At 70.4% G+C, this 22166-nt stretch carries 22 protein-coding genes; 13 read left to right on the top strand and 9 right to left on the bottom strand.

Features of this window, described 5'->3' with window-relative positions:
* From AB0395_RS31115 to AB0395_RS31100, 4 genes are all read left to right on the top strand, one after another.
* A partial coding sequence (locus tag AB0395_RS31115; protein WP_366287228.1) for a hypothetical protein occupies positions 1 to 197 on the top strand: 197 nt, incomplete at its 5' end.
* Between the two features lie 271 nt (positions 198 to 468).
* Entirely contained in the window at positions 469 to 2802 is a 2334-nt protein-coding gene (locus AB0395_RS31110) for a sodium-translocating pyrophosphatase (protein ID WP_366287226.1), read from the top strand.
* Between the two features lie 430 nt (positions 2803 to 3232).
* A complete protein-coding gene (locus tag AB0395_RS31105) occupies positions 3233 to 3706 on the top strand; it encodes a histidine phosphatase family protein (protein ID WP_366287224.1) in 474 nt (157 codons plus the stop codon).
* Positions 3707 to 3762: 56 nt separating this feature from the next.
* Complete coding sequence (locus AB0395_RS31100; RefSeq protein ID WP_366287222.1) at positions 3763 to 5850, top strand: FUSC family protein; 2088 nt, start codon at positions 3763 to 3765, stop codon at positions 5848 to 5850.
* A 52-nt stretch (positions 5851 to 5902) separates the two neighbouring features.
* On the opposite strand, the gene serB is transcribed toward AB0395_RS31100, so the two are convergent.
* Positions 5903 to 7129 (bottom strand): phosphoserine phosphatase SerB, encoded by a 1227-nt coding sequence (gene serB / locus AB0395_RS31095; protein WP_366287220.1) that lies wholly within the window; start codon positions 7127 to 7129, stop codon positions 5903 to 5905.
* A gap of 115 nt (positions 7130 to 7244) precedes the next feature.
* Between serB and AB0395_RS31090 the strand changes: the two genes are divergently transcribed.
* Positions 7245 to 7967: a GNAT family N-acyltransferase gene (locus AB0395_RS31090; protein WP_366287218.1), complete on the top strand. Its 723-nt coding sequence runs from the start codon at positions 7245 to 7247 to the stop codon at positions 7965 to 7967.
* A complete protein-coding gene (locus AB0395_RS31085; protein WP_366287216.1) occupies positions 7964 to 8827 on the top strand; it encodes a lysophospholipid acyltransferase family protein in 864 nt (287 codons plus the stop codon). The genes AB0395_RS31090 and AB0395_RS31085 overlap by 4 nt, the downstream gene beginning before the upstream one ends.
* Positions 8828 to 8974: 147 nt before the next feature.
* On the opposite strand, the gene AB0395_RS31080 is transcribed toward AB0395_RS31085, so the two are convergent.
* The gene (locus tag AB0395_RS31080) at positions 8975 to 9256 is read right to left on the bottom strand and encodes a PASTA domain-containing protein (protein ID WP_366287215.1); all 282 of its coding nucleotides are present in this window, start codon (positions 9254 to 9256) and stop codon (positions 8975 to 8977) included.
* Between the two features lie 270 nt (positions 9257 to 9526).
* Here AB0395_RS31080 and AB0395_RS31075 point away from each other — a divergent pair, with 270 nt between their 5' ends.
* Both AB0395_RS31075 and AB0395_RS31070 read left to right on the top strand, forming a co-directional pair.
* The gene (locus tag AB0395_RS31075) at positions 9527 to 9982 is read left to right on the top strand and encodes a hypothetical protein (protein ID WP_366287213.1); all 456 of its coding nucleotides are present in this window, start codon (positions 9527 to 9529) and stop codon (positions 9980 to 9982) included.
* Positions 9979 to 10617: a TetR/AcrR family transcriptional regulator C-terminal domain-containing protein gene (locus AB0395_RS31070; protein WP_366287211.1), complete on the top strand. Its 639-nt coding sequence runs from the start codon at positions 9979 to 9981 to the stop codon at positions 10615 to 10617. Before AB0395_RS31075 ends, AB0395_RS31070 begins: the two co-directional genes overlap by 4 nt.
* Positions 10618 to 10678: 61 nt before the next feature.
* Here the strand turns inward: AB0395_RS31070 and AB0395_RS31065 are convergent, their stop codons facing one another.
* The 6 genes from AB0395_RS31065 to AB0395_RS31040 form a co-directional block, all read right to left on the bottom strand.
* Positions 10679 to 12268 carry a hypothetical protein gene (locus AB0395_RS31065; protein ID WP_366287209.1) on the bottom strand — a complete coding sequence of 530 codons (1590 nt, stop codon included), beginning with the start codon at positions 12266 to 12268 and terminating at the stop codon, positions 10679 to 10681.
* 233 nt (positions 12269 to 12501) lie between these two features.
* A complete protein-coding gene (locus tag AB0395_RS31060; protein WP_366287207.1) occupies positions 12502 to 13182 on the bottom strand; it encodes a response regulator transcription factor in 681 nt (226 codons plus the stop codon).
* A 276-nt stretch (positions 13183 to 13458) separates the two neighbouring features.
* A complete protein-coding gene (locus AB0395_RS31055) occupies positions 13459 to 14016 on the bottom strand; it encodes a hypothetical protein (RefSeq protein WP_366287205.1) in 558 nt (185 codons plus the stop codon).
* Between the two features lie 217 nt (positions 14017 to 14233).
* Complete coding sequence (locus AB0395_RS31050; protein WP_366287203.1) at positions 14234 to 14776, bottom strand: hypothetical protein; 543 nt, start codon at positions 14774 to 14776, stop codon at positions 14234 to 14236.
* 91 nt (positions 14777 to 14867) lie between these two features.
* Positions 14868 to 15884: an S-adenosylmethionine:tRNA ribosyltransferase-isomerase gene (locus tag AB0395_RS31045; protein ID WP_366287201.1), complete on the bottom strand. Its 1017-nt coding sequence runs from the start codon at positions 15882 to 15884 to the stop codon at positions 14868 to 14870.
* Positions 15881 to 16546 (bottom strand): SDR family NAD(P)-dependent oxidoreductase, encoded by a 666-nt coding sequence (locus tag AB0395_RS31040; protein ID WP_366287199.1) that lies wholly within the window; start codon positions 16544 to 16546, stop codon positions 15881 to 15883. The genes AB0395_RS31045 and AB0395_RS31040 overlap by 4 nt, the downstream gene beginning before the upstream one ends.
* Before the next feature lie 405 nt (positions 16547 to 16951).
* Between AB0395_RS31040 and AB0395_RS31035 the strand changes: the two genes are divergently transcribed.
* Together AB0395_RS31035 and AB0395_RS31030 are read left to right on the top strand one after the other, a co-directional pair.
* A complete protein-coding gene (locus tag AB0395_RS31035) occupies positions 16952 to 18082 on the top strand; it encodes a GAF domain-containing sensor histidine kinase (protein ID WP_366287197.1) in 1131 nt (376 codons plus the stop codon).
* Positions 18079 to 18720, top strand: coding sequence for a response regulator transcription factor (locus AB0395_RS31030; RefSeq protein ID WP_366287196.1), 642 nt, complete (start codon positions 18079 to 18081; stop codon positions 18718 to 18720). Before AB0395_RS31035 ends, AB0395_RS31030 begins: the two co-directional genes overlap by 4 nt.
* 21 nt (positions 18721 to 18741) lie before the next feature.
* On the opposite strand, the gene AB0395_RS31025 is transcribed toward AB0395_RS31030, so the two are convergent.
* The gene (locus AB0395_RS31025) at positions 18742 to 19461 is read right to left on the bottom strand and encodes a hypothetical protein (RefSeq protein ID WP_366287195.1); all 720 of its coding nucleotides are present in this window, start codon (positions 19459 to 19461) and stop codon (positions 18742 to 18744) included.
* Positions 19462 to 19527: 66 nt separating this feature from the next.
* Between AB0395_RS31025 and AB0395_RS31020 the strand changes: the two genes are divergently transcribed.
* The 3 genes from AB0395_RS31020 to AB0395_RS31010 all read left to right on the top strand — a co-directional run bounded on the left by AB0395_RS31020 (position 19528) and on the right by AB0395_RS31010 (position 22164).
* The gene (locus AB0395_RS31020) at positions 19528 to 20322 is read left to right on the top strand and encodes an ABC transporter ATP-binding protein (protein WP_366287194.1); all 795 of its coding nucleotides are present in this window, start codon (positions 19528 to 19530) and stop codon (positions 20320 to 20322) included.
* 95 nt (positions 20323 to 20417) lie between these two features.
* A complete protein-coding gene (locus AB0395_RS31015) occupies positions 20418 to 21332 on the top strand; it encodes an SPFH domain-containing protein (protein ID WP_366287193.1) in 915 nt (304 codons plus the stop codon).
* Between the two features lie 76 nt (positions 21333 to 21408).
* The gene (locus tag AB0395_RS31010; protein WP_366287233.1) at positions 21409 to 22164 is read left to right on the top strand and encodes a sulfite exporter TauE/SafE family protein; all 756 of its coding nucleotides are present in this window, start codon (positions 21409 to 21411) and stop codon (positions 22162 to 22164) included.
* Positions 22165 to 22166 lie beyond the last annotated feature (2 nt).

The raw sequence follows: 22166 nt of genomic DNA, 5'->3' as shown, positions 1-22166 counted from the left end.
GCTATCTGCACGTCCCGGACATGGTCGCGGAGGGCTGGGCGCAGTTCCACCGCGACCTGCGCAGGGAGATGACCCTGGAGGCACTGGTCGTGGACTGGCCCGTGGTTTCGGTCAAACATAATTTTGATATGTACGGGCCGAAACAGGTGGAAACCCTGGTGAAGGTACCTCGCGCCCTGGTTTGCTCCTCCCTTTAATCGAGGGAGTCGAGAAGGATTACTGGCCCTGTCATTAAATGGTCACGCGCAGAGGCTTCATATCGGAGTCCTCGCTGCGTAGACTCCCCGCACCGGCCAAGGTTTGTCCTTCGGAAGCGGCCCGCAGGCGGGCTGGGTTCCGCGGGAGGTCTGCGGACGCAACCGGAAGCGGCACTGCCAACCACCCCGGACGTGTGCCGCTCCATTTGCCGATCACCTACCGCGGCGCAGTCCGGGCAGGACGTGTTCCCGTCTTGCCGAGGAGAGTCGGATGTCTGTGCTCGATCTCGCCGCTGCCAGAGAGCCAGCGGTTTCCCTGAGCGGTTCCCATTTCAACATCGTGATCGCGGTGGCCGTAGTGGCCCTGATAGCACTTGCCGTCGCGGCCGTGCTGGTCAGGGAAGTGCTTGCCGCCAGTCAAGGCACCGAGCGAATGCAGAACATCGCGCGAGCCGTACAAGAAGGAGCTTCCGCGTACTTGACGCGGCAGTTCAGGACGCTCGCGGTGTTCGTGATCCTTATCCCTTTCCTGCTCTACCTGCTCCCCGCCGAGTCGACCGGTGTGGCCCTCGGCCGCTCGGCTTTCTTCGTGATCGGTGCGCTGTTCTCCGCGCTCACCGGTTTCATCGGCATGTGGCTCGCGGTTCGGGGGAACGTCCGCGTCGCCGCCGCCGCCCGTGAGTCGGGCGAGAAGGTGGCGATGCGGATCGCCTTCCGCACCGGTGGCGTGGCCGGCATGATCACCGTCGGGCTTGGCCTGCTCGGCGCCGCCATCGTCGTGATCATCTACGGCGGTGAGGCTCCGGCCGTGCTGGAGGGCTTCGGCTTCGGCGCCGCGCTGCTCGCCATGTTCATGCGGGTCGGCGGCGGCATCTTCACCAAGGCGGCCGACGTCGGAGCCGACCTGGTCGGCAAGGTCGAGCAGGGCATCCCGGAGGACGACCCGCGCAACGCCGCGACCATCGCCGACAACGTCGGCGACAACGTCGGCGACTGCGCGGGCATGGCGGCTGACCTGTTCGAGTCCTACGCGGTCATGCTGGTGGCCAGCCTCATCCTGGGCAAGGTGGCCTTCGGCGTCGAGGGCCTGGTGTTCCCGTTGGTCGTGCCAATGGTCGGTGTGATCACGGCGATCATCGGTATTTTCGCCACCGCCCCGCGAAGCGGGGATCGGTCCGGGATGGCGGCGATCAACCGCGGCTTCTTCATCTCAGCGATCATTTCGGCGATCCTCGTCGCCGGAGCCGCCTTCCTCTACCTGCCCGACAGCTTCTCCAAGCTGACCGGGGTCGACTCGGAGATCGCCAAGGTCACCACCGACCCCCGGCTGATCGCCATCGGCGCGGTGCTCATCGGCCTGGTGCTGGCGAGCGCCATCCAGATCCTCACCGGCTACTTCACCGAGACCAACCGGCGTCCGGTCAAGGACATCGGCGAGAGCGCCCGCACCGGTCCCGCGACCGTCATCCTGTCCGGCATCAGCGTCGGCCTGGAGTCGGCGGTCTACTCGGCGCTGGTCATCGGCGCCGCCGTCTACGGTGCGTTCCTGCTCGGCTTCGGCAACGTCACCATCGCCCTGTTCGCCGTGGCGCTGGCGGGCACCGGCCTGCTGACCACGGTCGGCGTGATCGTGTCGATGGACACCTTCGGCCCGGTCTCCGACAACGCCCAGGGCATCGCCGAGATGTCCGGCGACGTCGAGGGCGAGGGGGCCAGGGTGCTGACGTCGCTCGACGCCGTCGGCAACACCACCAAGGCCATCACCAAGGGCATCGCGATCGCGACCGCTGTACTCGCCGCGACGGCGCTGTTCGGCGCGTTCAGGACCGCGATCGAGACCCAGCTCAGCAGGGCGACCGACGGCGTCAAGGCCGCGCTGGGCTCGTTCAGCGAGTTCAGCCTGAGCGTCGACTCCCCGAACGTGCTTGTCGGGCTGGTCATTGGCGCGGCGGTGGTGTTCATGTTCTCCGGCCTGGCCATCATGGCGGTCGGCCGGGCCGCGGGACGGGTGGTCTTTGAGGTCCGCGAGCAGTTCCGCACCAAGCCGGGGATCATGGCGGGTACCGAGCTGCCCGACTACGGCAGGGTCGTGGACATCTGCACCCGCGACTCGCTGCGGGAGCTGGCCACCCCGGGCCTGCTGGCCGTGCTCACCCCGATCGCCGTCGGTTTCGCCCTCGGGTACGCCTCGCTCGGCGCCTTCCTGGCGGGTGCCATCGCGTGCGGCACGCTGATGGCGGTGTTCCTGGCCAACTCGGGTGGTGCCTGGGACAACGCCAAGAAACTGGTGGAGGATGGCCACCACGGCGGCAAGGGCTCGTCCGCTCACGAGGCCACCATCATCGGCGACACCGTCGGCGACCCGTTCAAGGACACCGCGGGACCGGCGATCAACCCGCTTCTCAAGGTGATGAACCTGGTCGCGCTGCTGATCGCTCCGGCCGTCGTGACCTACGCCGACAACGCGGTCCTGCGGGCCGGGCTCGCCGTGGTCGCGGTGGTCATCGTCATCGGCGCGGTGGTGGTCTCCAAGCGCCGCTCGGCGAGCATCTCCCCGACCGAGGAGAACCATGTGGACCGCGCGCGGGAGCCGGTCGTCAGCTGAGTGAGGAGCCCGGATCCGGCCAGGTCAACGGCCGGATCCGGGCTTCAGGACGCAGCCGCGCGGACGGTGTCGGCCCGGTTGGGCGGACGGTTCAGGCCTGGTTGGGCGGACGGTTCAGGCCCGGTTGGGCGAACGGTGCAGGCCCGGTTGGGTGGATGGTGCCGGCTCGGTTGGGCGGACAGCATCGGCCCGGTCACGCGAGGAGCCGGGCCTGTCGAGCGAACGGCCGGGAGCGGCCGAGGAAGGTTTGACGCGAGGGGTGCACGGGGTCGTGCACCCCTTTCGCGTGTGCGGAGCACCCCGATGGGAAACTTGCCCGTATGGAACAGCAGCCTTCTGGAGGCAGAACGCTCGTATTCATCCTGCTGGCGATGGCCGTGGTGTTCGCGGTGATCGTGGGCGCCGCGATGTGGGCGGCGAGGTGAGCCAGATGGGAACGCGCACGCTGATCATCCTCAGGCACGCGAAGGCAGTGCACATCCCGGGGCTCGCCGACAGAGAGCGTCCCCTCACCGACCGTGGACGCCGCGACGCCCACCGGGTCGCCGAGACGCTCACGGGCATGGATCTCCGGCCCGACCTGGTGCTCTGCTCACCGTCGACCCGCACCAGGCAGACCGCCGAGCTGGCCCTGCCGGGCGCGGACATCACCTTCGAGCCCGGCATCTACGAGGCATACGCCGACGAGTTGCTCACGCTCGTCCGGCAGAGCGATCCCGAGGTCCGCACGCTGATCCTGGTCGGCCACAACCCCGGCGTTCACGAGCTGGTCCAGCACCTCACCACAAGGGACGGCGACCCGGGCTTCCCACCGGGCGCGTTCGCGGTCATCGAGACCGACGCCGAGTGGGCCGACCTCGACGTCGGGCGGGCCGTCGCGCGCTGGAGTCCGAAGGAGCACTGAGCGCCCGCGGGTGGGGACACCACGCCCTCCCGCGGGGGCCGATCTCGGGGGGCGGCATGCGGAGAATCGCCGGGGCGCTGCGCGGCGACTTCGCGATCGCCGCCCATCCCGCGTGGGGGTACGGCCTGCTGTGCGCGCTGGGCATCTGCCTGCCCCTGGTGGCCGGGGTCGTCACCGGTCATGTCCGCGAGGGTGCCGTGATGGCCCTGGGAGGCTACCTCACCGTCTTCGGCGACGCTCCCGGCCTGCCGTACGGCGAGCGGGCACGCAAGCTGCTCCTCACCGCGTTCATGGTCACGCTCGGGACGGGCCTGGGACAGCTCATCCAGCCGTGGCCCTGGCTCGCGGTCGTCGTGGTCGGCCTGGTCGCCGCGGCGGGAGCCTACTGGCCGGTGATCAGCGTTCCCTCCGTGCTCGCCGTGACCCTGACTTACTTTGCCCCTTCCAGTACCGGCCCGCTCGTCCACATGGAGATCGCCGCGGCGGGCGGCCTGCTGGCCACGGCGCTGCTCGTGGCGCTCTGGCCGGTGCGCCGTCTCCAGCCGCTCCGCGAGGCCTTCGAAGAGGTCGGTGCGGCGCTCGCCGACCTGCTCGTCGCCGCGGGCCGTGCCCCGCTCTCCGACGAGAGCTGGGAGTCGCTACGACGGCGGGTCGTCACGGCCAAGGACCACGCGGCCAGGGCGTTCTCCCTCTACCGGGTTTCGCAGGAGGACGACAGGGCCCTGGAACGGTTGCTGGCCACGCTGGACCGCGTCTTCACCGAGACCGTCGCGCTGCGGGTGCTGCGGGCGGCAGCCGTGCAGGCGGATCTGGACACCGGGTGGACGGAGGAGCTGGACGGGGCGGTCGAGGCTTTGGCCCGGGCGTTGCGGGAGGCGGTCGCGCTCGGTGGCTCCGCGGCGGTGCCCGAGGCCATGGACGCCGCCGGACGGTTCGCCGACCGGGCCGAGCTCGCCCGCAGGGCGGCTCACGCGGGGGAGGCGCCGCTGCCCGCGGCCGTACTGCTCGCGCAGGTCCGCCGGTGCCTTGACCGGCTCGGCACGGCCGCGCGGTCGATCTCGCAGCAGGCGGTCGAGGCGGTCGAGGTCGGGCCGCGCCTGCCCAGGTTCGGCAGGCCGCGCAAGCCGATGTTCTCGACCGGCTACCACCCCCTACGGCTCGGCCTGGCGGTGACCCTGGCCATGGCGCTGATGCTGCTGGCCCACGAGCGCTACGCCAAGTGGTTCGTGGTGACCGTGCTTGTCAGCCTCCGCCCCGCCTACCGGGACACGGTCGACCGGGTGACGCTGCGGGTGCTCGGCACCGCGGTCGGCGCCGCGGGGGCGGCCGTCGTGCTGGCGATCGCGCCGGGCCACGTGTACCTGATCGTGTTCATCGGGGCCTGCGCGGTGCTGGGGTTCGCGTTCAAGGGGGCGAGCTACGGCTACTGGATGATCTTCTCAACCCCGCTGTCGCTGATGCTGTCCGACTTCGCCACGCCGCTCGACTGGGGCGCGGCGGCGGCACGGGTGACCCTCACGGTCGCGGGCGGGGCGCTGGCGCTGGCCTTCTCCAGGATGCTCTGGCCGAGGGGGCACCGGGCCCGGCTGACCGCCAGGATCGTCGACACCCTCGAACGGCACGCCGCGCTGGCACGGTCGCTGATCGACCCGGACCCCGCGGAGGTCCGCGCCGGGATCTCCGCCGCGGGCGACGCCGCGGTCAGGCTCTCGAACTCTCTTGACTGGCTGGACAAGGAGCCGGGCGGCAGCGCGCCGCAGCGGCTCAGGGACGCGGTGACGGCCGCCAGGAGGCTGCGGGACAACGCGCGGGTGCTGCTGGCCGTACCGGAACCGGTCGAGGAGTCGGGGCCGGCGGCGACGGTCCTCGACATGGTCGCCGACCGCCTCGAGAACGTCGCGGATGCGGTCAGGACGGGACGGCCGCAGGCGCGGGCGGACGACCTGGACCGGGTGCTCGACGAGCTGGGCGCGCACGTGGACCTGCTGGCCGCGCGGCGTCTTGACGAGGTCGCCGAGGGGGCGGCCGACCAGATGACCGAGGTGCGGCGGGGGATCAGGCACGCCGCCGCCGCGCAACCCGCCCTGAAGGGCCTGAGCGCCGAGGCGCTCAGGCTGGCCTCGCTCACCGCTCCACGCCGCTGAAACCCGCGGATGCCCCGGAACCGGCGCGGTGCCCGGCTTCCCGGCCTCAGGCTCAGCGGCGTTCCACGACCGTGACGCCGTCCTCGGCGTCCGCGGCCTCGACCTCGGCGCGCGGGATGCCGAGCAGATAGAGGATCGCGTCGAGGTAGGGCACGTTGACCGCGGTGTCCGCCGCCTTGCGAACCACCGGCTTGGCATTGAACGCGATGCCCAGACCGGCCGCCGCGATCATGTCGAGGTCGTTGGCGCCGTCGCCGATGGCCACGGTCTGGCTGATCGGTATGCCCGCCTCTCGCGCGAAGCGCTCAAGCGCCCGCGCCTTGCCGGGACGGTCGACGATCTCGCCGACGACCCGCCCGGTGAGCACGCCGTCCACGACCTCCAGGGTGTTGGCCGCGGAGTAGTCGATCCCGAGTTCCTCGACGAGGGCGTCGGTGAGCTGGGTGAACCCGCCGCTGACGATCGCGAAGCGGTAGTCGAGCCGCTTGAGCGTGCGCACCAGCGTGCGGGCGCCCGGGGTGAGCACGAGCTCCTTGCGGACCTTCTCGAAGGTCTCCTCGCTCAGGCCCTTCAGCAGCGCGACCCGGCGGCGCAGCGACTCGGCGAAGTCGAGCTCGCCGCGCATCGCCTCCTCGGTGACCCGGGCGACCTCCTCCAGGCAGCCCGCGTGCGCGGCCAGCAGTTCGATCACTTCGGCCTGGATGAGCGTGGAATCGACGTCCATCACGATCAGCCGCTTGGCCCTGCGGTGCAGGCCGCTGCGCTGCACGGCGACGTCCACCTGCTGGGCGTACGCCTCGGTGGCCAGCTCGGCGCGGAGCGTGTCGGGGTCCGCGCCGGAGACGGCCAGCTCGAAGCAGGTCACCGGGTAGTTGGACAGCCGTTCGATCCGGTCGATGTTGGCGCCCGCCGCCGCGATCCGGCCCGCGATGCCGGCCATCGCGGCGGGCTGCAGGGGCGATCCGAGGACGGTGACGTGCAGTCGTCCGCGTCGCCGCTTCTCCTGCAGGTCCGAGCCGGTGGACAGCTCGACCTCCAGGCCCAGGTCCCCCGCGGTCCGCTCGACGGCGGTCCAGAGGGCGCCGAGGGTGCCGCCGGTCCCGGTCGGGGTGTCGCCCGCGTAGGCGACGAGGACGCCCAGGGTGAGCCTGCCGCGGATGACGACCTGCTCGACGTCGACGACGACGACGGGAAAGCCGGACAGGACGGAGAAAAGCCGCGAGGTAACCCCCGGGCGGTCCGGGCCGGACAATGTGATCAGAAGCGTGCGCTGGTTCATCGGTATCTACGCTACTTGGCCCCGGAAACGATCGTGAATGCGGTTCATCATCCGGACGCCTGAAGTTCGCGGTGACCTCCCGTTCGGCGTCACCTGAACCTGGCTTCATGTGGTCATGACGACCATCCCCGCAGAGCAGCGGGTCGCTCGCTATATCGTCGGGCTGGCCAGTACCGCGGCCGACATGCGGGAGGCCCAGCGCCTGCGTCATCGGGTGTTCGCCGAGGAGATGGGCGCTCGGCTGGACACCCCTATCACCGGCCTCGACGTCGACCCGCTCGACGCCTACTGCGACCACCTCCTCGTACGGCACGGCGAGACGGGCGAGGTCGTCGGCACCTACCGGCTGCTTTCCCCCCGAAGGGCCGACCGCCTCCACGCCGACTCCGGCTTCGACCTCGGCGCGCTGGCCGGGGTCAGGGCGAGCATGGTCGAGGCGGCCAGGGCCTGCGTGCACGCCGACCACCGGTGTGGCGCGGTGATCGGGCTGATGTGGACGGCCATCGCGCGCTACATGGTCGCGGGAGGGTACCGGTGGGTCGCGGGGTGCTGCTCGGTTCCGGCCGCCGACGCCGCCGGAGTCATGGACCGGCTGCCGCTCTCCCCGCCGGAGTACCGCGTCACCCCGCGCCTGCCGTGGCGTGCCGGCCGAGGCTCGGCCGGGAAGGGCCGCAGGCCGATCCCCGCCCCGCTCAGGGGCTACACCCGGCTGGGCGCCTGGGTCTGCGGACCGCCCGCGCACAACCCCGACCTCGGCACCGCGGACTTCTTCGTGCTGCTCTCGATGGCGAACCTGGACCCGCGCTACCTGCGGCACTTCCTGGGAGCCCCGGCATGACCCCGTGGGCCCCCGAGGCGCCGTGCGGGGCCGCCACCTGTCTCACGCCTGCGGGCCCCACGGTCAGCGGACCGCTCAAGGCTCTGCGGCTCGCGGGGATCTCGCTGGTCATCCTCATCGGGGCGATGCTCGCCCTGCTCACCCGCGGGTTCGGTACGGCCGCCCGCCTCCGGCTGGCGAGCACGTGGTCCCGGGTCGCGCTGAGAACCCTCGGCGTCCGGGTCGAGGTACGGCACGGCTTCGCCTTCCTCGGGGGATCCGCCGCCGGACTGCGGGCCCTGCCCGGATCCAAGGCGGCCCCGCTGATCGTGTCCAACCACGTGTCCTGGCTGGACCCGCTCGTCATGATGGCCGTTCTGCCGTGCCGCCCTGTGACCAGGCGCGAGGTGGGGAACTGGCCGCTGATCGGCGCGATGGCCGCGGGCGCGGGCGCGCTGTTCATCGACAGGGACCGGTTGTCGACGCTTCCCGAGGCGGTCGCCGGGATCACCAGGGCGCTCGGCGACGGCGAGGCGGTGGCGGCCTTCCCCGAGGGCATCACCTGGTGCGGCAGGGAGATGGGGGCGTTCAGGCGCGCGGTGTTCCAGTCGGCGCTGGACGCGGGGGCCCCGGTCAGGCCGGTCGCGGTGAGATATCTGGGGCCTGACGGGGTCCCGGCGGCCGAGGCCGCCTACGTCGGTGACGACGCGTTGGTCGCCTCGATCCGCAGGGTCGCCGGGCTCCGGCGGCTGACCGTCGAGGTGACGCTGCTTCCACCCGTCCAGGCCCGCGACCGCAGATCGCTCGCGTGGGCGGCGGAGTCCTCGATCGCCTCCGTGGTGATCGCCCCGAGCGTCCACGGCGCTCGGGTGGCCGCCTGACCCCGGCGGTTCGTGACCCGGCTCCCCGCGTGCGAGTGCCCGAGCGGTGCCACAGGGGGGAGCCGGAAGGGGAGGCCGCGGGGAAACGGCCCGCGGGGGTGCCGGGAGAGGACGTCGAGCGGCGCCCCGGAGTCGTTGGGGCGGGATTTAAGCGGGCTCCCCGGGGAGCTCGGTCCTGAGCGCTCCGAATGGCGGCGCGGGGCGGCGCGGTTCGCGGACACCGCTTCCCCCGCCGTCATGACGGACCCAGACGGTTACCGTTCCCCACCGCTTGACCCGGCTTCCCGGAGGCGGTTCCTGCGCCACCACGATGCCGTTCATGACCGGTTGTGGGCTGTCGGGGTCGGGCCCCTGCAGGAGTACCCCGATGTCATGCCCTGCTAGCCAGGCGTTCAACGCCTGTTTGCCGCAAAAGTTGGGAATTACCACTAGATCAGTCAAGTCGCATCACCGCGTCGATGGTACGTCTGATGCTCTGTCTCGGACATACCTGGTAAGGCGGTTGTATTTCGCGGTTTCACGTCATCCGCCCCGCCGGTGAAGACCGTTCCGGCTGGACCCTCCCGCCGCCCTCGGGTGGGCCGTACCCGATCTGGCGAGCTTGGGTGCCCGGCCATGTCCACTCTTGCACTCAGTTTGCGTACATCGTAAGCTTACGATGTACGCAAACTGAGTGTGCGGAAACCAAGGGAGTGCACCTTGACCACTGTCGCGATCATCGTTCCGCTCGTCTGGCTCGCCTGGCTGATCCTGACCGAATGGGTGCCGATGTTCCCGCTCAACGACCTGACGCCGGGCAACCTCCGTCACCGGGTGATAGCGGCGTCGATGAACTACCCGATCCCCCTGCTCGTCGCCGGAGGCGTCGCCCTGCACCAGACCTGGTCGCTGATCACGGCCACCGCCGTCTGCTGCCTGATCATCGCCGGTCACGTGCAGAGCTGGTGGCTGCCCTACTTCGGCGTCAGCTCCGCCGCCCAGCGGGAGCTGTACCGGACCGACTACGCCCGCACCCTGAAGATCCTGCCGACCGAGGGCCGTGACGTCGTCATCGACGTCCAGCACATGGTGGTCGGGGTCCTGTCCGTGGTGATGCTGGCCACCACGCTGGCCACCACGCTGGCCACCATGCTCGCCGCTACCCTGACCACATGACCCAGCCAGCCCGTCGCCGGAGCCAGGGGAGCGGCCGTGGAGGGAGACCCGCCACGCTCACCCCCGAGCGCATCGTCGCCGCGGCTGTCGAGGTCCTGGACGCCGAGGGACTTGAGGCCCTGACCATGCGCCGCCTCGGCGCGCAACTGGGCGTCGCGGCGATGTCCCTGTACCGGCACATCCCCAACCGTGACGCCCTGCTGGCCGAGGTCGTCACCCATCTCTTCTCCGAGGCCGTGGTCGAGCTTGAGGTGACGGGCCCGTGGCCCGAGGCGCTGCCCCGCTTCGCCGCCGCCTACCGCGGGATGCTGCTCGCCCACCCGCACGCCGTACCGCTGCTGGCGACCCACCCCGTCGACACCGAAACCGGTCTCGCCCTGCTGACCGGGCTGCTGGACCGCTTCGCCGCCTCGGGTGTCTCCCATCAGGACGCCCTGACGGTCATTCAGTCCGTCGCCGTCTACGTCCTCGGTCACGCCCTGGCCCAGGTCGGCACCCCGCCGGGGACGGAGGGGCCCGCACCGGTCGCCGATCCTGACGCGACCGCGTTCTACGACCGGTGGTTCGAGACGGGCCTGCTCGCCATGGTCTCCGGATTCGAGGGACAGCTCGCCGGACAGCGAGCCCGCCACTGACGGCCGGCACCGGCCGGTCGCCGGGAGGCGCGAGGCCACACGCCGACCGGCCGGTCCGGGATCACCCTTCGGCTCGCTGCCCCGTCGGCGGCGTGCAGGCGGCGCACCGATCCGGGGCGCAGCTCCGGCATGGCGGCGGGAGCTTGACACAGACTTCGACGGCGTCCAAGTCGTTCGCCGGGTCAAGATCCTTCTCGGTTCCGCGAACGATCGCGGTGTTGGTCGTCCTGCCGGTCGCCGTGGCCTTGGCGTGGATCGTCAGGGTCGCGGCGGCACCCTTGGGCAGCCCGCCGACCGTCCATATGCCGGTCGCCGGGTCGTAGGCGCCTGCGGAGGGCGTCGCGGAGACGAAGGTCAGCCCTGGCGGCAGCGCGTCCTGGACGGTGACGCCGGTGGCGTCGTTGGGTCCCGCGTTGCGGACGGAGACGCGGTAGGTGACGGTCTGGCCGACGACGGCCCTGATCTGGTCGGCGGACTTGATCACGCTCAGGTCGACGGCGGGGTTGACCTTGGTGGTCGTGTCACCGGAGGTCGAGGTCAGTGGTTCCGGGGTCTCGCCGAGACGGTTCTCGTAGCCGACGCTGCCCCGGTTGATGATCTGGCCACCCGCCGCGGCCCGGTCCACCTTCACCTGGAACTCGACCGTGGTGCCGTTGGGCAGGCCGTCGGTGTTGGGCAGCGTGCCCGGTGCCGAGCCGGTCGCGCCATCGCCCAGCAGGAAGGAGACCTCGTTCGCCGCGGGGTCGAAGCTTCCCTGGTCGTCGCCGGGCTGGTCGGTCTTGTCCCCGGTGTTCGGGCCGTCCACGACGCGCAGCGAGCCGGGGACGTAGGAGGTCCCGGCCGGGACGGCGTCGGTGAGCTTGACGTTCTCCGCGGGCGCGCCCCCCTCGTTCCTGGCGGTCAGCCGGTAGGTGACCACGTCCCCGACGTCGACCGGACCGTCGGGGGACGCGGTCTTGGTGACGACGACGCAGGGCGCGGTGCCGAAGAAGACGTCGTCGAGGAAGTTGCCGATGCCCCGGTTGCCTCCTGCTGCAGAGATGGAGCGGAAGGAGAACCGGGTGATCGTCTGCCCTGCGGGTACCGTGTAGGTGCCGGTGTAGGTGCCCCAGCTCGCGGTGCCGTCGGACACCGTCCGCTGCCGGACCGGCGAACCGGGCGCGCCGATCTCCAGGGCCATCGTGTCGACGCCCAGGCGGCCACGGTGCGAAAGCCGCCAGTACAGCGTCGCCCCCGGCGTGGTCGGATGGTCCTGGTAGAGCGTCGAGACCTGGTTGGCGTTCAGCTCGGCGAACTGCCTGCCCTCGGCGGGCGGGGTGTTGGTCGGGTTGGGCGGTGCCGTCCAGAGCTCGATCTGGTGGTCTGTCGCGGTCGTCAGCCAGCCCGGCACGCCGTTCTGCGAGGCGTCGGGAAAGAACCCGACCGATCCGCCGGTGACGGCCGGCCGCTCGAAACCGCCGTTGACCAGCGCCACCCGCTGGGGGCACGAGGCGGGGGCGGGGTCGGCGAGCGGGAGCGCGCCGAACGGAGCGGCCTGTACGGCACCGCCGTACGCGGCGTCGGCAGGGGTGGCGCTGAGCAAGGTCAGCGGCCCGGTCAGCATCGCGAGTGCGGCGACCGGGTAACACATCCGTCGGATGTGCCTCATCATCGACTTCCTCTCCTGGAGGGGTGAACTGTCCTGGCTCACCGGGCCGCGGAGGCGGCACCGGTGCTGAAGGGCAGATTCGCCTGACGGCCTGGCGGAGAGGGCGCGACACGGGCACCCGTTCCAACGCTTGGCAGGACGTTGACCTGCGCGGCCGTACCGAAGGGAAGATCAGACCGGAAACGGGTCTCGGTCGGCGGAATGAGCCGCCGGCACGGCGTGAGCGCCGCACCGGGTCATCGCGGCCCGAGATAGGCGATGACGGCCGCCACCCTGCGATGGGTGTCGGGGCTGTTCTCCAGCGCCAGCTTCATGAAGATCGAGTTCACGTGTTTCTCGATCGCGGAGACCGACAGATGCAGGGCGCGCGCGATGCCGCCGTTCGACAGGCCGTGCGCCATCTCCCTCAGCACGTCCAGCTCCCGGGGGGTCAGCTCGGCGGGCGGCGGGCTGTCCCTGACCCCACGTTTCGCCAGCAGGCCCTCGACCACCTTGGGGTCGATCACCGACCCGCCCGCGGCCACCGAGCGGATCGCGCCGAGCAGCTCGTCGATGTCGCCGACCCGGTCCTTGAGCAGGTACGCCCGGCCCTCAGTGCCGTCCCTGAACAGGTCCAGCGCGAACAGCGCGTCGGCGAACTGGGAGAGCACGACCACCCCGATGTCCCGCGAGGCCGCCCTGATCCGATGCGCGGCGTCGATGCCCTCCATTCCGGCGCGCACGAGATCGGCGGAGCCGGGCATCCGGATGTCGGTCACCACCACGTCAGGACGCAGCCGCCTGGCGGCGTCCAGCAGTTCGTCGGCGGTTCCCACGGCCGCGACCACGCTGATCTCGCCGGAGGCCTCCAGCAGCCTGCGAGTGCCCTCGCGCACCAGATAGTGGTCCTCGGCCAGGACGACCCTGAGATCAGCCATGGGCCGCACGGTGTCGGGAAACGGTCATGAGGGAAATCCTGCCCGGTGGACGGGCGTGCCGTATATGTGGCTGCCCGCAATCTCTTTACGAATCAAGAAGATCGGATGGCCCCTCTCAAGGGCTCCTCAGGGGCCCTCAGAAGGCTTTGTAGGCCCAGAAGCGGACCTCAAGGGCCGAACTCCGCAGAACGCGGGGAGCCCCCGTCCCTGGGGACGAGGGCTCCTCGTGACGGCCCTCCGCGGATCCTCGCCATGGCGCGGATCCGTGTACGGGTCCTAACGCACGATCTTGGTCTTGACCTTCTTCACGAAGTACCAGCTCTTGATGCCCATGCGCTCGAACTCATCGCGGTTCAGAGTCTCCGCGCCCTGCGGAAGGTCGACCGTGTCCACACCCAGGGTGGCGGTGGCGGTGCCACGGGTCTTCCTGTCCAGCTTCACGACGAGGTCGAGGGTGTCATAGTCGTTGATCTCGAGCGCGTTCGGCGTGATGCACCAGAAGCCGTCATCGTAGACGCCGCACTCGGTGCCCTTGTCGGCGTACACCCGCGTCAGCTTCGAGCCCTTGGGCAGCACACCGCCGATCCAGTACGAGTCGGCGAGGTACGGGCCCTTGTTCGTTGCCTTGATTCTGTAGGTGATCTTTCCGCCAGCCTTGACCTGCTTCGGGGCCACGACCGTGATGGCGAAGGAGGAGTAGGGGTCGTCGGCCTTCTTGACGACCCCCGCCGGTGCCTTTGCGGGAGCCGCCGAAGCCGGTGCGGCGAGCAGCATCGTGCCCGCGAGCGGAGCGACCAGGGCAAGAGATGCGATCTTGGCGATCGGGTGGCGCATTAAACGTCTCCCAGTTGAGGGGCACGAGGACGCTGCGATAGTCCCCGTTAAAGTCCGCAGCGTTTTACCACAGGCAACTAGGAAAGTAAATTTATGCGGATTAAGCGCTATTTAACGGAGCGCCCGGCGCGGTCGCCGTACCGAATGGGCCGGGGTCCCGCACCGACCGGCACATCGGCACCCACCGCCTCCGGGCGCTCCGGGTCCTGGAGGGCGGCTACCGCAGGATGCGGGTCCTGACCTTGACGTACTTCAGGTCGACGCCCGAGTCGATGCCGTGGATGTTCAGGGTGTCGATCCCACCGGCGGGCACGTCGATCGACGCCGTGGCGAACTCGGCCGTCGCGGTGCCCCTGGCGCTGCCCCTGAGCCACACCTTCACCTTGACGGTCGCGGTCCTGCCGGGCTTCAGAGTGTCGAGCAGACAGCCGACCTCGCGCCCGTCGGCCTCGCAGTAGGAGCCGGAGGGACCGGTGATCTGGACCTTGCGGGCCTGCTTGGGGACGTAGCCTCCGACGTAGGCGATGTCGGTCGGCCAGTCGCCCACGTTCCTGCTCTTGAGCGTGTAGACGATCGTGTCACCCGCCCATGCCCTGCGCGGGTAGTAGGCGGTCAGTTTCAGCGGTGAGAGTGGGGGAGTCGCGAGGGCCGCGGTTTGCGGCGCGGTCTGCGGCGCCGTGGCGGCGTTCGCGCTCTGTGGGACAAACAGCAGGCCTCCCGCCATGGCGATGGCGGCGAAGGCGGTCAGATGCCGGCGCATTTCATACTCCAGTCGGAATTTTGTGTTCCCCCGTTAATTGCTGGTATCAGCATGCGGAGGTCCACTTGGAAACTCCTTGTGACTGACTGGGTCAACCGAAAATCAGATGGAGGTCGCCGAACTCGTGCCAGAGATAGCCTTCGCGGAGCGCCTCGGCGTACGACCGTGACAGCAGGTCGCCCCCGGTGATCGCGGACAGCATCAGCAGATGGCTTGAGCGGGGCTCGTGCAGGCCGGTGATCAGGCCGTTCACCACCTTCACCCCGGCGGAGGGGGTGACGATGTGGGAGGTCCAGCCCCGTGCCGCCCTGACCTCGCCGGCGGCAAGCCCGGCCGTCTCCAGCGCTCGCACCACGGTCGTGCCCACCGCGATCACCCGTCCTCCCGACGCGCGGGTGAACGCCACCTGCCGTGCCGTCGCCTCCGACACCTCGAACCGTTCCGGATAGGGCGGCTCGTCCTTCTCCGGGGAGGCGACCCCGGTGTGCAGGGTGATCGGCACGACACCGATCCCGCGCGTCACGAGCCGGGTCACCAGCTCGGCGGTGAACGGCCGTCCCGCGCTGGGCATCTCCGCACTGCCCGGCCGTGCCCCGAACACGGTCTGGTAATGCGACAGCGGCCAGTCGCGGTCCACGTAGGAGTAGCGGATCGGCACGCCGTACCGGCGCAGGTAGGCGGGGACGTCGCGGTCAAGCCTGGCCCGCCAGAGCCGCGGTGTCTCCCGCTCGAGCAGCCGCAGCGTGGCTCCGCCCGGCAGCGGCAGCCACTCCCCGGGAGCGCCGCCCCTGTACGGCTCACCCCGGCGGCGCAGCTCGACCAGCCAGGTCCCGTCCTCGCGCTCGGTCGAGAAGTGCACCGCGAGCCGGTCGAGCCGGACCGCGGCGGGGAGGGTCGCCGAGTCGTTGACCACCAGGAGGTCACCGGGGCTGAGCAGGCCGGGCAGGTCGGCGAACCTGTGATGGCCGATCTCGCCCGTGCCGCCCCGCGAGACCAGAAGACGTACCCCGTCACGAGCCAGCCCCCGTTCCTCCGGTGGCTCGTGCGCCTCAAGCTCCTGCGGGAGCACGAAGTCCGCGGCCATGGCGTTCGTCACCGGTGCGTTCACGGGCGGACCACCCGCCCGCTCGCCGGGCGTTCGTCGATCAGCCGCCGCAATGTGGGGAGGACCGTTTCCGGACCGGGGGCCGCCGCCGCGTCTCCGGTGCCGACCGCCGCGGCGAGCATGGCCGTGTTCATCTCTCCCGGATCGACCCACCAGACCGCGACGGTGGGCTCCTCGACGGCCAGCACGCTGGACAGCAGCTCCAGCGCGGCCTTCGTCGCCCCGTAGCCGCCCCAGCCCTCGTAGGCCTCGGTCGCCGCGTCCGAGGAGATGTTGACGATCGCGCCCCGCCGCTGCCTGAGCCAGGGCAGCGCCGCCTGGATCAGCGCGAGCGGTGCCAGCGTGTTGACTCCGAACAGATCCTTGAGCGCGTCGAGCGGGTAGCCGGCGAGCGGGGGAAGCGGGACGGCGCCCAGCCCGGAGGCGTTGTTGACGAGCAGGTCCAGGCCACCCTCCTCCCGTACGGCGCGCGCCAGCCGTTCCCTGTGGGCCGGATCGGCGACGTCCCCCGCGAGCGCGAGGGCGCCGAGTTCGCCCGCGACGGGTTCGAGCGCGTCCGCGCCCCGCGCGGTGAGGATGAGCCGCCAGCCGTCGGCGGCCAGGGAACGGGCCAGCGCCAGGCCGAGTCCACGGGAGGCGCCGGTGATGAGTGCGGTCTTCGTCATCGAAACTCCTTAAGCGTGGAGACCCGGTCCTTCAGGGCCGGGAGGAAACGCGGCACGACGCCGCAGGTTTCGTTAATGTGTTCGGTGGCGGCGATGACCAAGCCGCCACTCGCACGATCGGTTCCACCCTCGCCGCCGGGCCGGCGGAGAGGTGAAACGCCTGCGGAGCTGGTGTAAGACCCCAACGAAAGATCCTTTTCGGGCGGGCGGCCGGCGGTGAAACAGGAAACCCTGCGGGCGACCGCGGGAATCTCCTCCCCTCGGGGAGGGGAGGAGGTCAAGCCTTGACGCTAGGAAGTGGGCGGCCCGCCCACATCGGTCACAGGACCCGCTCCCGTCTGGGCTGATGGACCTAGGACCGATGGCGTAACGCGGCCACCCACCGCCTGCGCCTAGAGTTTCTCCGTGGGATCCGTTGGGGATGACCGGGACGCCGTCCTGCACGCGGTCAGCTCCGCCGTTCTCGCGGTGACCAGGCACCTGTCCGTCCGGGAGGTGCTCCAGGTCATCGTGCGCTCGGCGCAGCAACTGCTGGACGCTCGCTACGCCGCGCTCGGCGTGCCCGACGACGAGGGGGCGTTCGCCGAGTTCGTCGCCGAGGGCATCTCCGAGGAGGAGTGGGACGCGATCGGTCCGATGCCGCGCCAGCACGGCATGCTCGGCGCGATGCTGCGCGAGGGCACGCCGGTCAGGCTGCCCGACATCCGCAAGGACCACAGGTTCGAGTACTGGCCGAGGGCGCACCCGGTGCTCAAGGACTTCCTCGGCGTGCCGATCCGCGACGGCGATCAGGTGCTCGGCATCATCTTCCTGTCCAACAAGCGGTCGCCGGGTGGTTTCACCGAGGCGGACCAGAGCCTGCTCACCATGTTCGCCGCGCACGCCGCGATCGCCCTGACCAACGCGCGCCTCTACGAGCGCGGCAGGGAGCTGGCGCTGGTCGAGGAACGCACCCGGATGGCCAGGGAGCTGCATGACGCGGTGACCCAGAAGCTGTTCTCGCTCAGGCTCACCGCCCAGGCGGCGTCCTCCCTGGTTCGCCGCGACCCGGAACGGGCGCTGTGCGAGATCGACCGGGTCGAGCGGCTGGCCGGAGAGGCACTGGCCGAGCTGCGCGCGGTGATCGTCGAGCTCCGTCCCGCCGAGCTCGACCGGCACGGCCTGGCGGAGACGCTCCGCAAACACGTCCGCCTGCTGGACCGGCTGCATCCGGCGTCGTTCACGTTCGAGGAGTCGCCGGTGTGCGAGCTGGAGCCGATGACCGAGGTCGCGGTGCTGCGGGTGGCCCAGGAGGCGCTGCACAACGCCTCACGGCACTCGAAGGCGCGCGCCGTCGGTGTACGGCTCGGCTGTGAGGCGGGCAGGGTCGTCCTCGAGGTGCGTGACGACGGGACGGGCTTCGACGTGGCCGCCGCGACGGGCCGGGGCCTCGGCATCGCGTCGATGGAGGACAGGGCGCAGGCCCTGGGAGGAAGCGTGCACGTCAGGTCGGACCCGGGTCTCGGGACGTTGGTGCGGATGGAGGTGCCCGTGTGATCCGGGTGCTCATCGCCGACGACCACCCGGTCGTCAGGCAGGGGCTGCGCACCTTCCTGGACCTGCAGGACGACCTCGTCGTCGTGGGGGAGGCCGCGGACGGCGCGGAGGCCGTCGCGCTGACGGAGTCACTGGATCCGGACGTGCTGCTGCTCGACCTGAAGATGCCCGTCCTGGACGGGCACGGAACGCTGCTCCGGCTCAGGGAGCGAGGACTTTCGCCCCGCGTGCTGGTGCTGACCTCGGTCGCCGACCGGCAGGACGTCGCCCCCGCCATGCGGGCGGGCGCGGCCGGGTTCCTCTACAAGGACGTCGATCCCACGGCGCTCGTCCAGGCCATCCGGGCGGTTCACGGTGGCCAGGTGCTGCTGGCCGCCGAGGCCGCGGAGGCCATGCTGTCGGGTTCCCCCGTCCCCGCCTCCGTGTCCACGACGGCCGGGCAGGTGATGCCGCTCACCGAACGGGAGCGCGAGGTGCTCGCCCTGATCGCCTCGGGCCGGTCGAACCGTGAGATCGCCCGCGAGCTGGCTGTGGCGGAGAAGACCGTGAAGACCCATGTCTCCAACGTGCTGATGAAGCTGGGGGTCCAGGACCGGACCCAGGCGGCCCTCTACGCGGTACGGCACGGCCTGGCCTGAGCCCGGAGGGCTCGTGCCCGGTCAGACCAGTTCTGAGATGGCGTGGTGGGCGGCCACGCGGGCTCGCCGTACGGCGCGGTCCAGGGCGCGCAGGGCCTGGCTCCTAACCGCGACCTGGCCGGAGGTGAGCCCCCGCTCGTCGGCGATCTGGAGCACCGCGGTGAGTCGGGCGGCCAGGGCGGCGACCCGGTGGGCGCGGGCGGGGTAGCCCGGCGCCAGGCCGTCGTCGACGGTTCTCACCCGCTGGTGCCCCTGGGCGGGGCCCTCGACGCCGACCAGGGCGTCCGTGGCCTCGCGCATCGCCAGGGTCAGGGCGTGCTCGGCCTCGGAGAGGGAAGGAATGTCCGGAATGTTCACGCTGGCCGCAAGCACGCTCCAGCGCACCCCGGCGTACGATGATCCGCGGCGGTCCCGAACCGGGACCATGCCCAGGCATCTGCCGGGGAACACGGCTATCGCCGCCTGCCCGGCCTCGATCGCCGCGGAGTTGAAGGAGGGCGGGCCGGTGAGTCCGAGCGGGTCGCCCGCGACGGGAAGCGCCAGGCGCAGCGAACGCATGCCCTCGACCCGCAAATCGGCGAGGAAGCCGCGCAGGGGGACATCGCCCGTCTCATCGGCGACGAGTTGGGGGCCTGCCTGTCGTTCCACGCGGTCGGCGGCCTCGTCGAGGCCGACCTGCCCGGTGAGCCAGGCGTTGCCCCAGCAGACCAAGGTGGCCGAGATCTGTGAATCAGGGTGCACCGATCCACGATATGCGCTTGCCCTGCAATAGGTTTTGTTCCAGCGACTCTCAAGGAGGGGTAAGGGATGGGCGGTCAGGTGCTTCGGCTACAGGACGTCACCGTCCGCAGGGACGGGGCGGCCCTGCTGCGGGACATCGACTGGACCGTTCACGAGGACGAGCGGTGGGTCGTCATCGGTCCCAACGGCGCGGGGAAGACGACGTTGCTGCAGGTCGTCGGGGCGATGCTGTTCCCGACCGAGGGCGTCGTCGAGATCCTGGGCGAACGGCTCGGCCAGAGTGACGTGTTCGACCTGCGTCCCCGCATCGGCCTCGCGAGCGCCGCGCTCGCGGAGAAGGTCCCGCCGGAGGAGAAGGTCATCGACCTGGTGCTCACCGCGTCGTACGCGATCCTCGGGCGCTGGACGGAGGAGTACGACTCCAACGACGTCACCAGGGCCGTCGAGCTGATCGACCAGCTCGGCTGCGCCCACCTGATCCGGCGCCGCTTCAACACCCTGTCCGAGGGGGAGCGCAAGAGGGTGCAGATCGCCAGGGCGCTCATGCCGGATCCCGAGCTGCTGCTGCTCGACGAGCCCGCCGCGGGCCTGGACCTCGGCGGCAGGGAGGACCTGGTCCGCCGCCTGTCGGCGCTCGCCCACGACCCGAAGGCGCCGACGATGGTGCTGGTCACCCATCACGTCGAGGAGGTGCCCAGCGGCTTCACCCACGCGCTGCTGCTGCGGCACGGCTCGGTCGTCGCCCAGGGGCCGATCGATCAGGTGATGACCGCGGAACACCTTTCCCGGACATTTGCCGTCCCGCTCACCCTCGAACGCGGGCGCGACGACCGGTGGTACGCCCGCGCGCACCAGTTCTGAGCCTGTTTACGCTGTTCAGAGGTCGGTAACGAGAAAACCAAATATCATTTCCGAACGAGAGAGATCCACTTGACTCGACCGTCCGGGAGTGGCTCATGGAACCGTTTCTTGCCGCGCTCGTCGTGGTGGCCGCCGTCGGCTTCGCCCTCTTCCGGGCGATCCATATCGTTCCACAGGCCACCGCGGGGGTCGTGGAGCGACTGGGGCGCTACCACCGGACACTCTCCCCTGGCCTGAACCTCGTGGTCCCCTTCATCGACCGGCTCAAGCGGACGGTCGACCTGCGCGAACAGGTCGTCTCCTTCCCGCCGCAGCCCGTCGTCACCTCGGACAACCTCCTCGTCTCCGTCGACACGGTCGTGCACTTCCGGGTCGCCGACCCGCGGGCCGCGACCTACGAGATCACTGACTTCCTGACCGGGGTCGAGCAGCTCACCGTGACCACGCTGCGTAACGTGATCGGCGGCATGGACCTGGAGCGGGTGCTGACCTCGCGCGAGGAGATCAACTCCGAGCTGCGTGAGGCGCTCGACGGGGCGGGGAGCTGGGGGGTCAGGGTCGGTCGGGTCAGGCTCAAGGCGATCCAGCCGTCGGCTGCCATCCAGGAGTCGATGGAGCGCCAGATGCGCGCCGATCGGGACAAGCGGGCAGCCGTGCTCGTGGCAGAGGGGCAGAAGCAGGCGGCCATCCTGACCGCGGAGGGGCACAAGCAGGCCGCGGTGCTCAAGGCGCGCGGCGAGGCGGAGGCCGTCGTGCTCAGGGCCCAGGCCGACGCGGAGGCCAAGGCGATGCGGGCGAAGGGCGAGGCGGACGCGATCGGCATGGTCTTCCGCGCAATCCACGAGGGCAAGCCGGACCAGCGGCTTCTCGCCTACCAGTACCTCAGGACGCTCCCGGAGATCGCCAAGGGCGACGCGAACAAGGTGTGGATCGTTCCATCCGAGATGGCCAAGGCGGTCGAGAGCCTCGGTGGCCTGTTCAGCGGTAAGGAGACCCCCGCCGCCGACTAGGTCGTGTCCTCCTCCTAGCATCCGGTGAGTGCCGTGCACCGTTCACGGGCGCGAGCCGTACGAGCAAGGGAGAAGGATGACGCCGTGGGAGGCGGTCGCGATCTTCGCGGCCGGAGTCGGGGCCGGGGGCATCAACGCCGTCGTGGGCTCGGGGTCGTTGCTCACATTTCCGACGATGGTCGCGGTGGGGATACCGCCGATCGTCGCGAACGTCTCCAACAACATCGGGCTGGTGCCGGGATCGCTGACCAGCGTGCTCGGCTACCGCGCCGAGCTGAAGGGGCAGCGGACGAGACTGATCCGGCTGGGGACCGGATCCGTCCTCGGCGCGGTGATCGGCGGCCTGCTGCTGCTGTACCTGCCCGCCAAAACGTTCAACGTGGTGGTCCCCATCCTGATCGGCCTGTCGTGCGTGCTGGTGGTGATCCAGCCCAGGCTCAACAGGTGGCTCAACGCCCGGCGGGAGGGCTCCCACCCGCACGGCGGCCCCTGGCTGTGGCTCGGGGTCCTCGGTGCGGGGATCTACGGCGGCTACTTCGGCGCGGCGCAGGGAGTGCTCCTCATCGGACTGCTCGGCAGCGTCCTGGACGAGGACCTGCAGCGGGTCAACGCCGCAAAGAACGTGCTCGCGCTGCTGGTGAACGGCACCGCGGCGCTGCTGTTCATCATGGTCGCCGAGGTCGACTGGCGCGGGGTCGCGCTGGTCGCGCTCGGCGCGACGATCGGTGGTTTCTTCGGTGCGAAATTCGGCAGGAAGCTGCCCGCGCCGGTGCTGCGGGGGATCATCGTCTGCGTCGGCATCGTGGCGATGGTCAAGCTGATCTACGCCTAAAT

This window comes from Streptosporangium sp. NPDC051023, from assembly GCF_040689595.1.
Classification (GTDB): domain Bacteria; phylum Actinomycetota; class Actinomycetes; order Streptosporangiales; family Streptosporangiaceae; genus Streptosporangium.
This window is presented reverse-complemented; position numbering and strand designations above follow the sequence as displayed.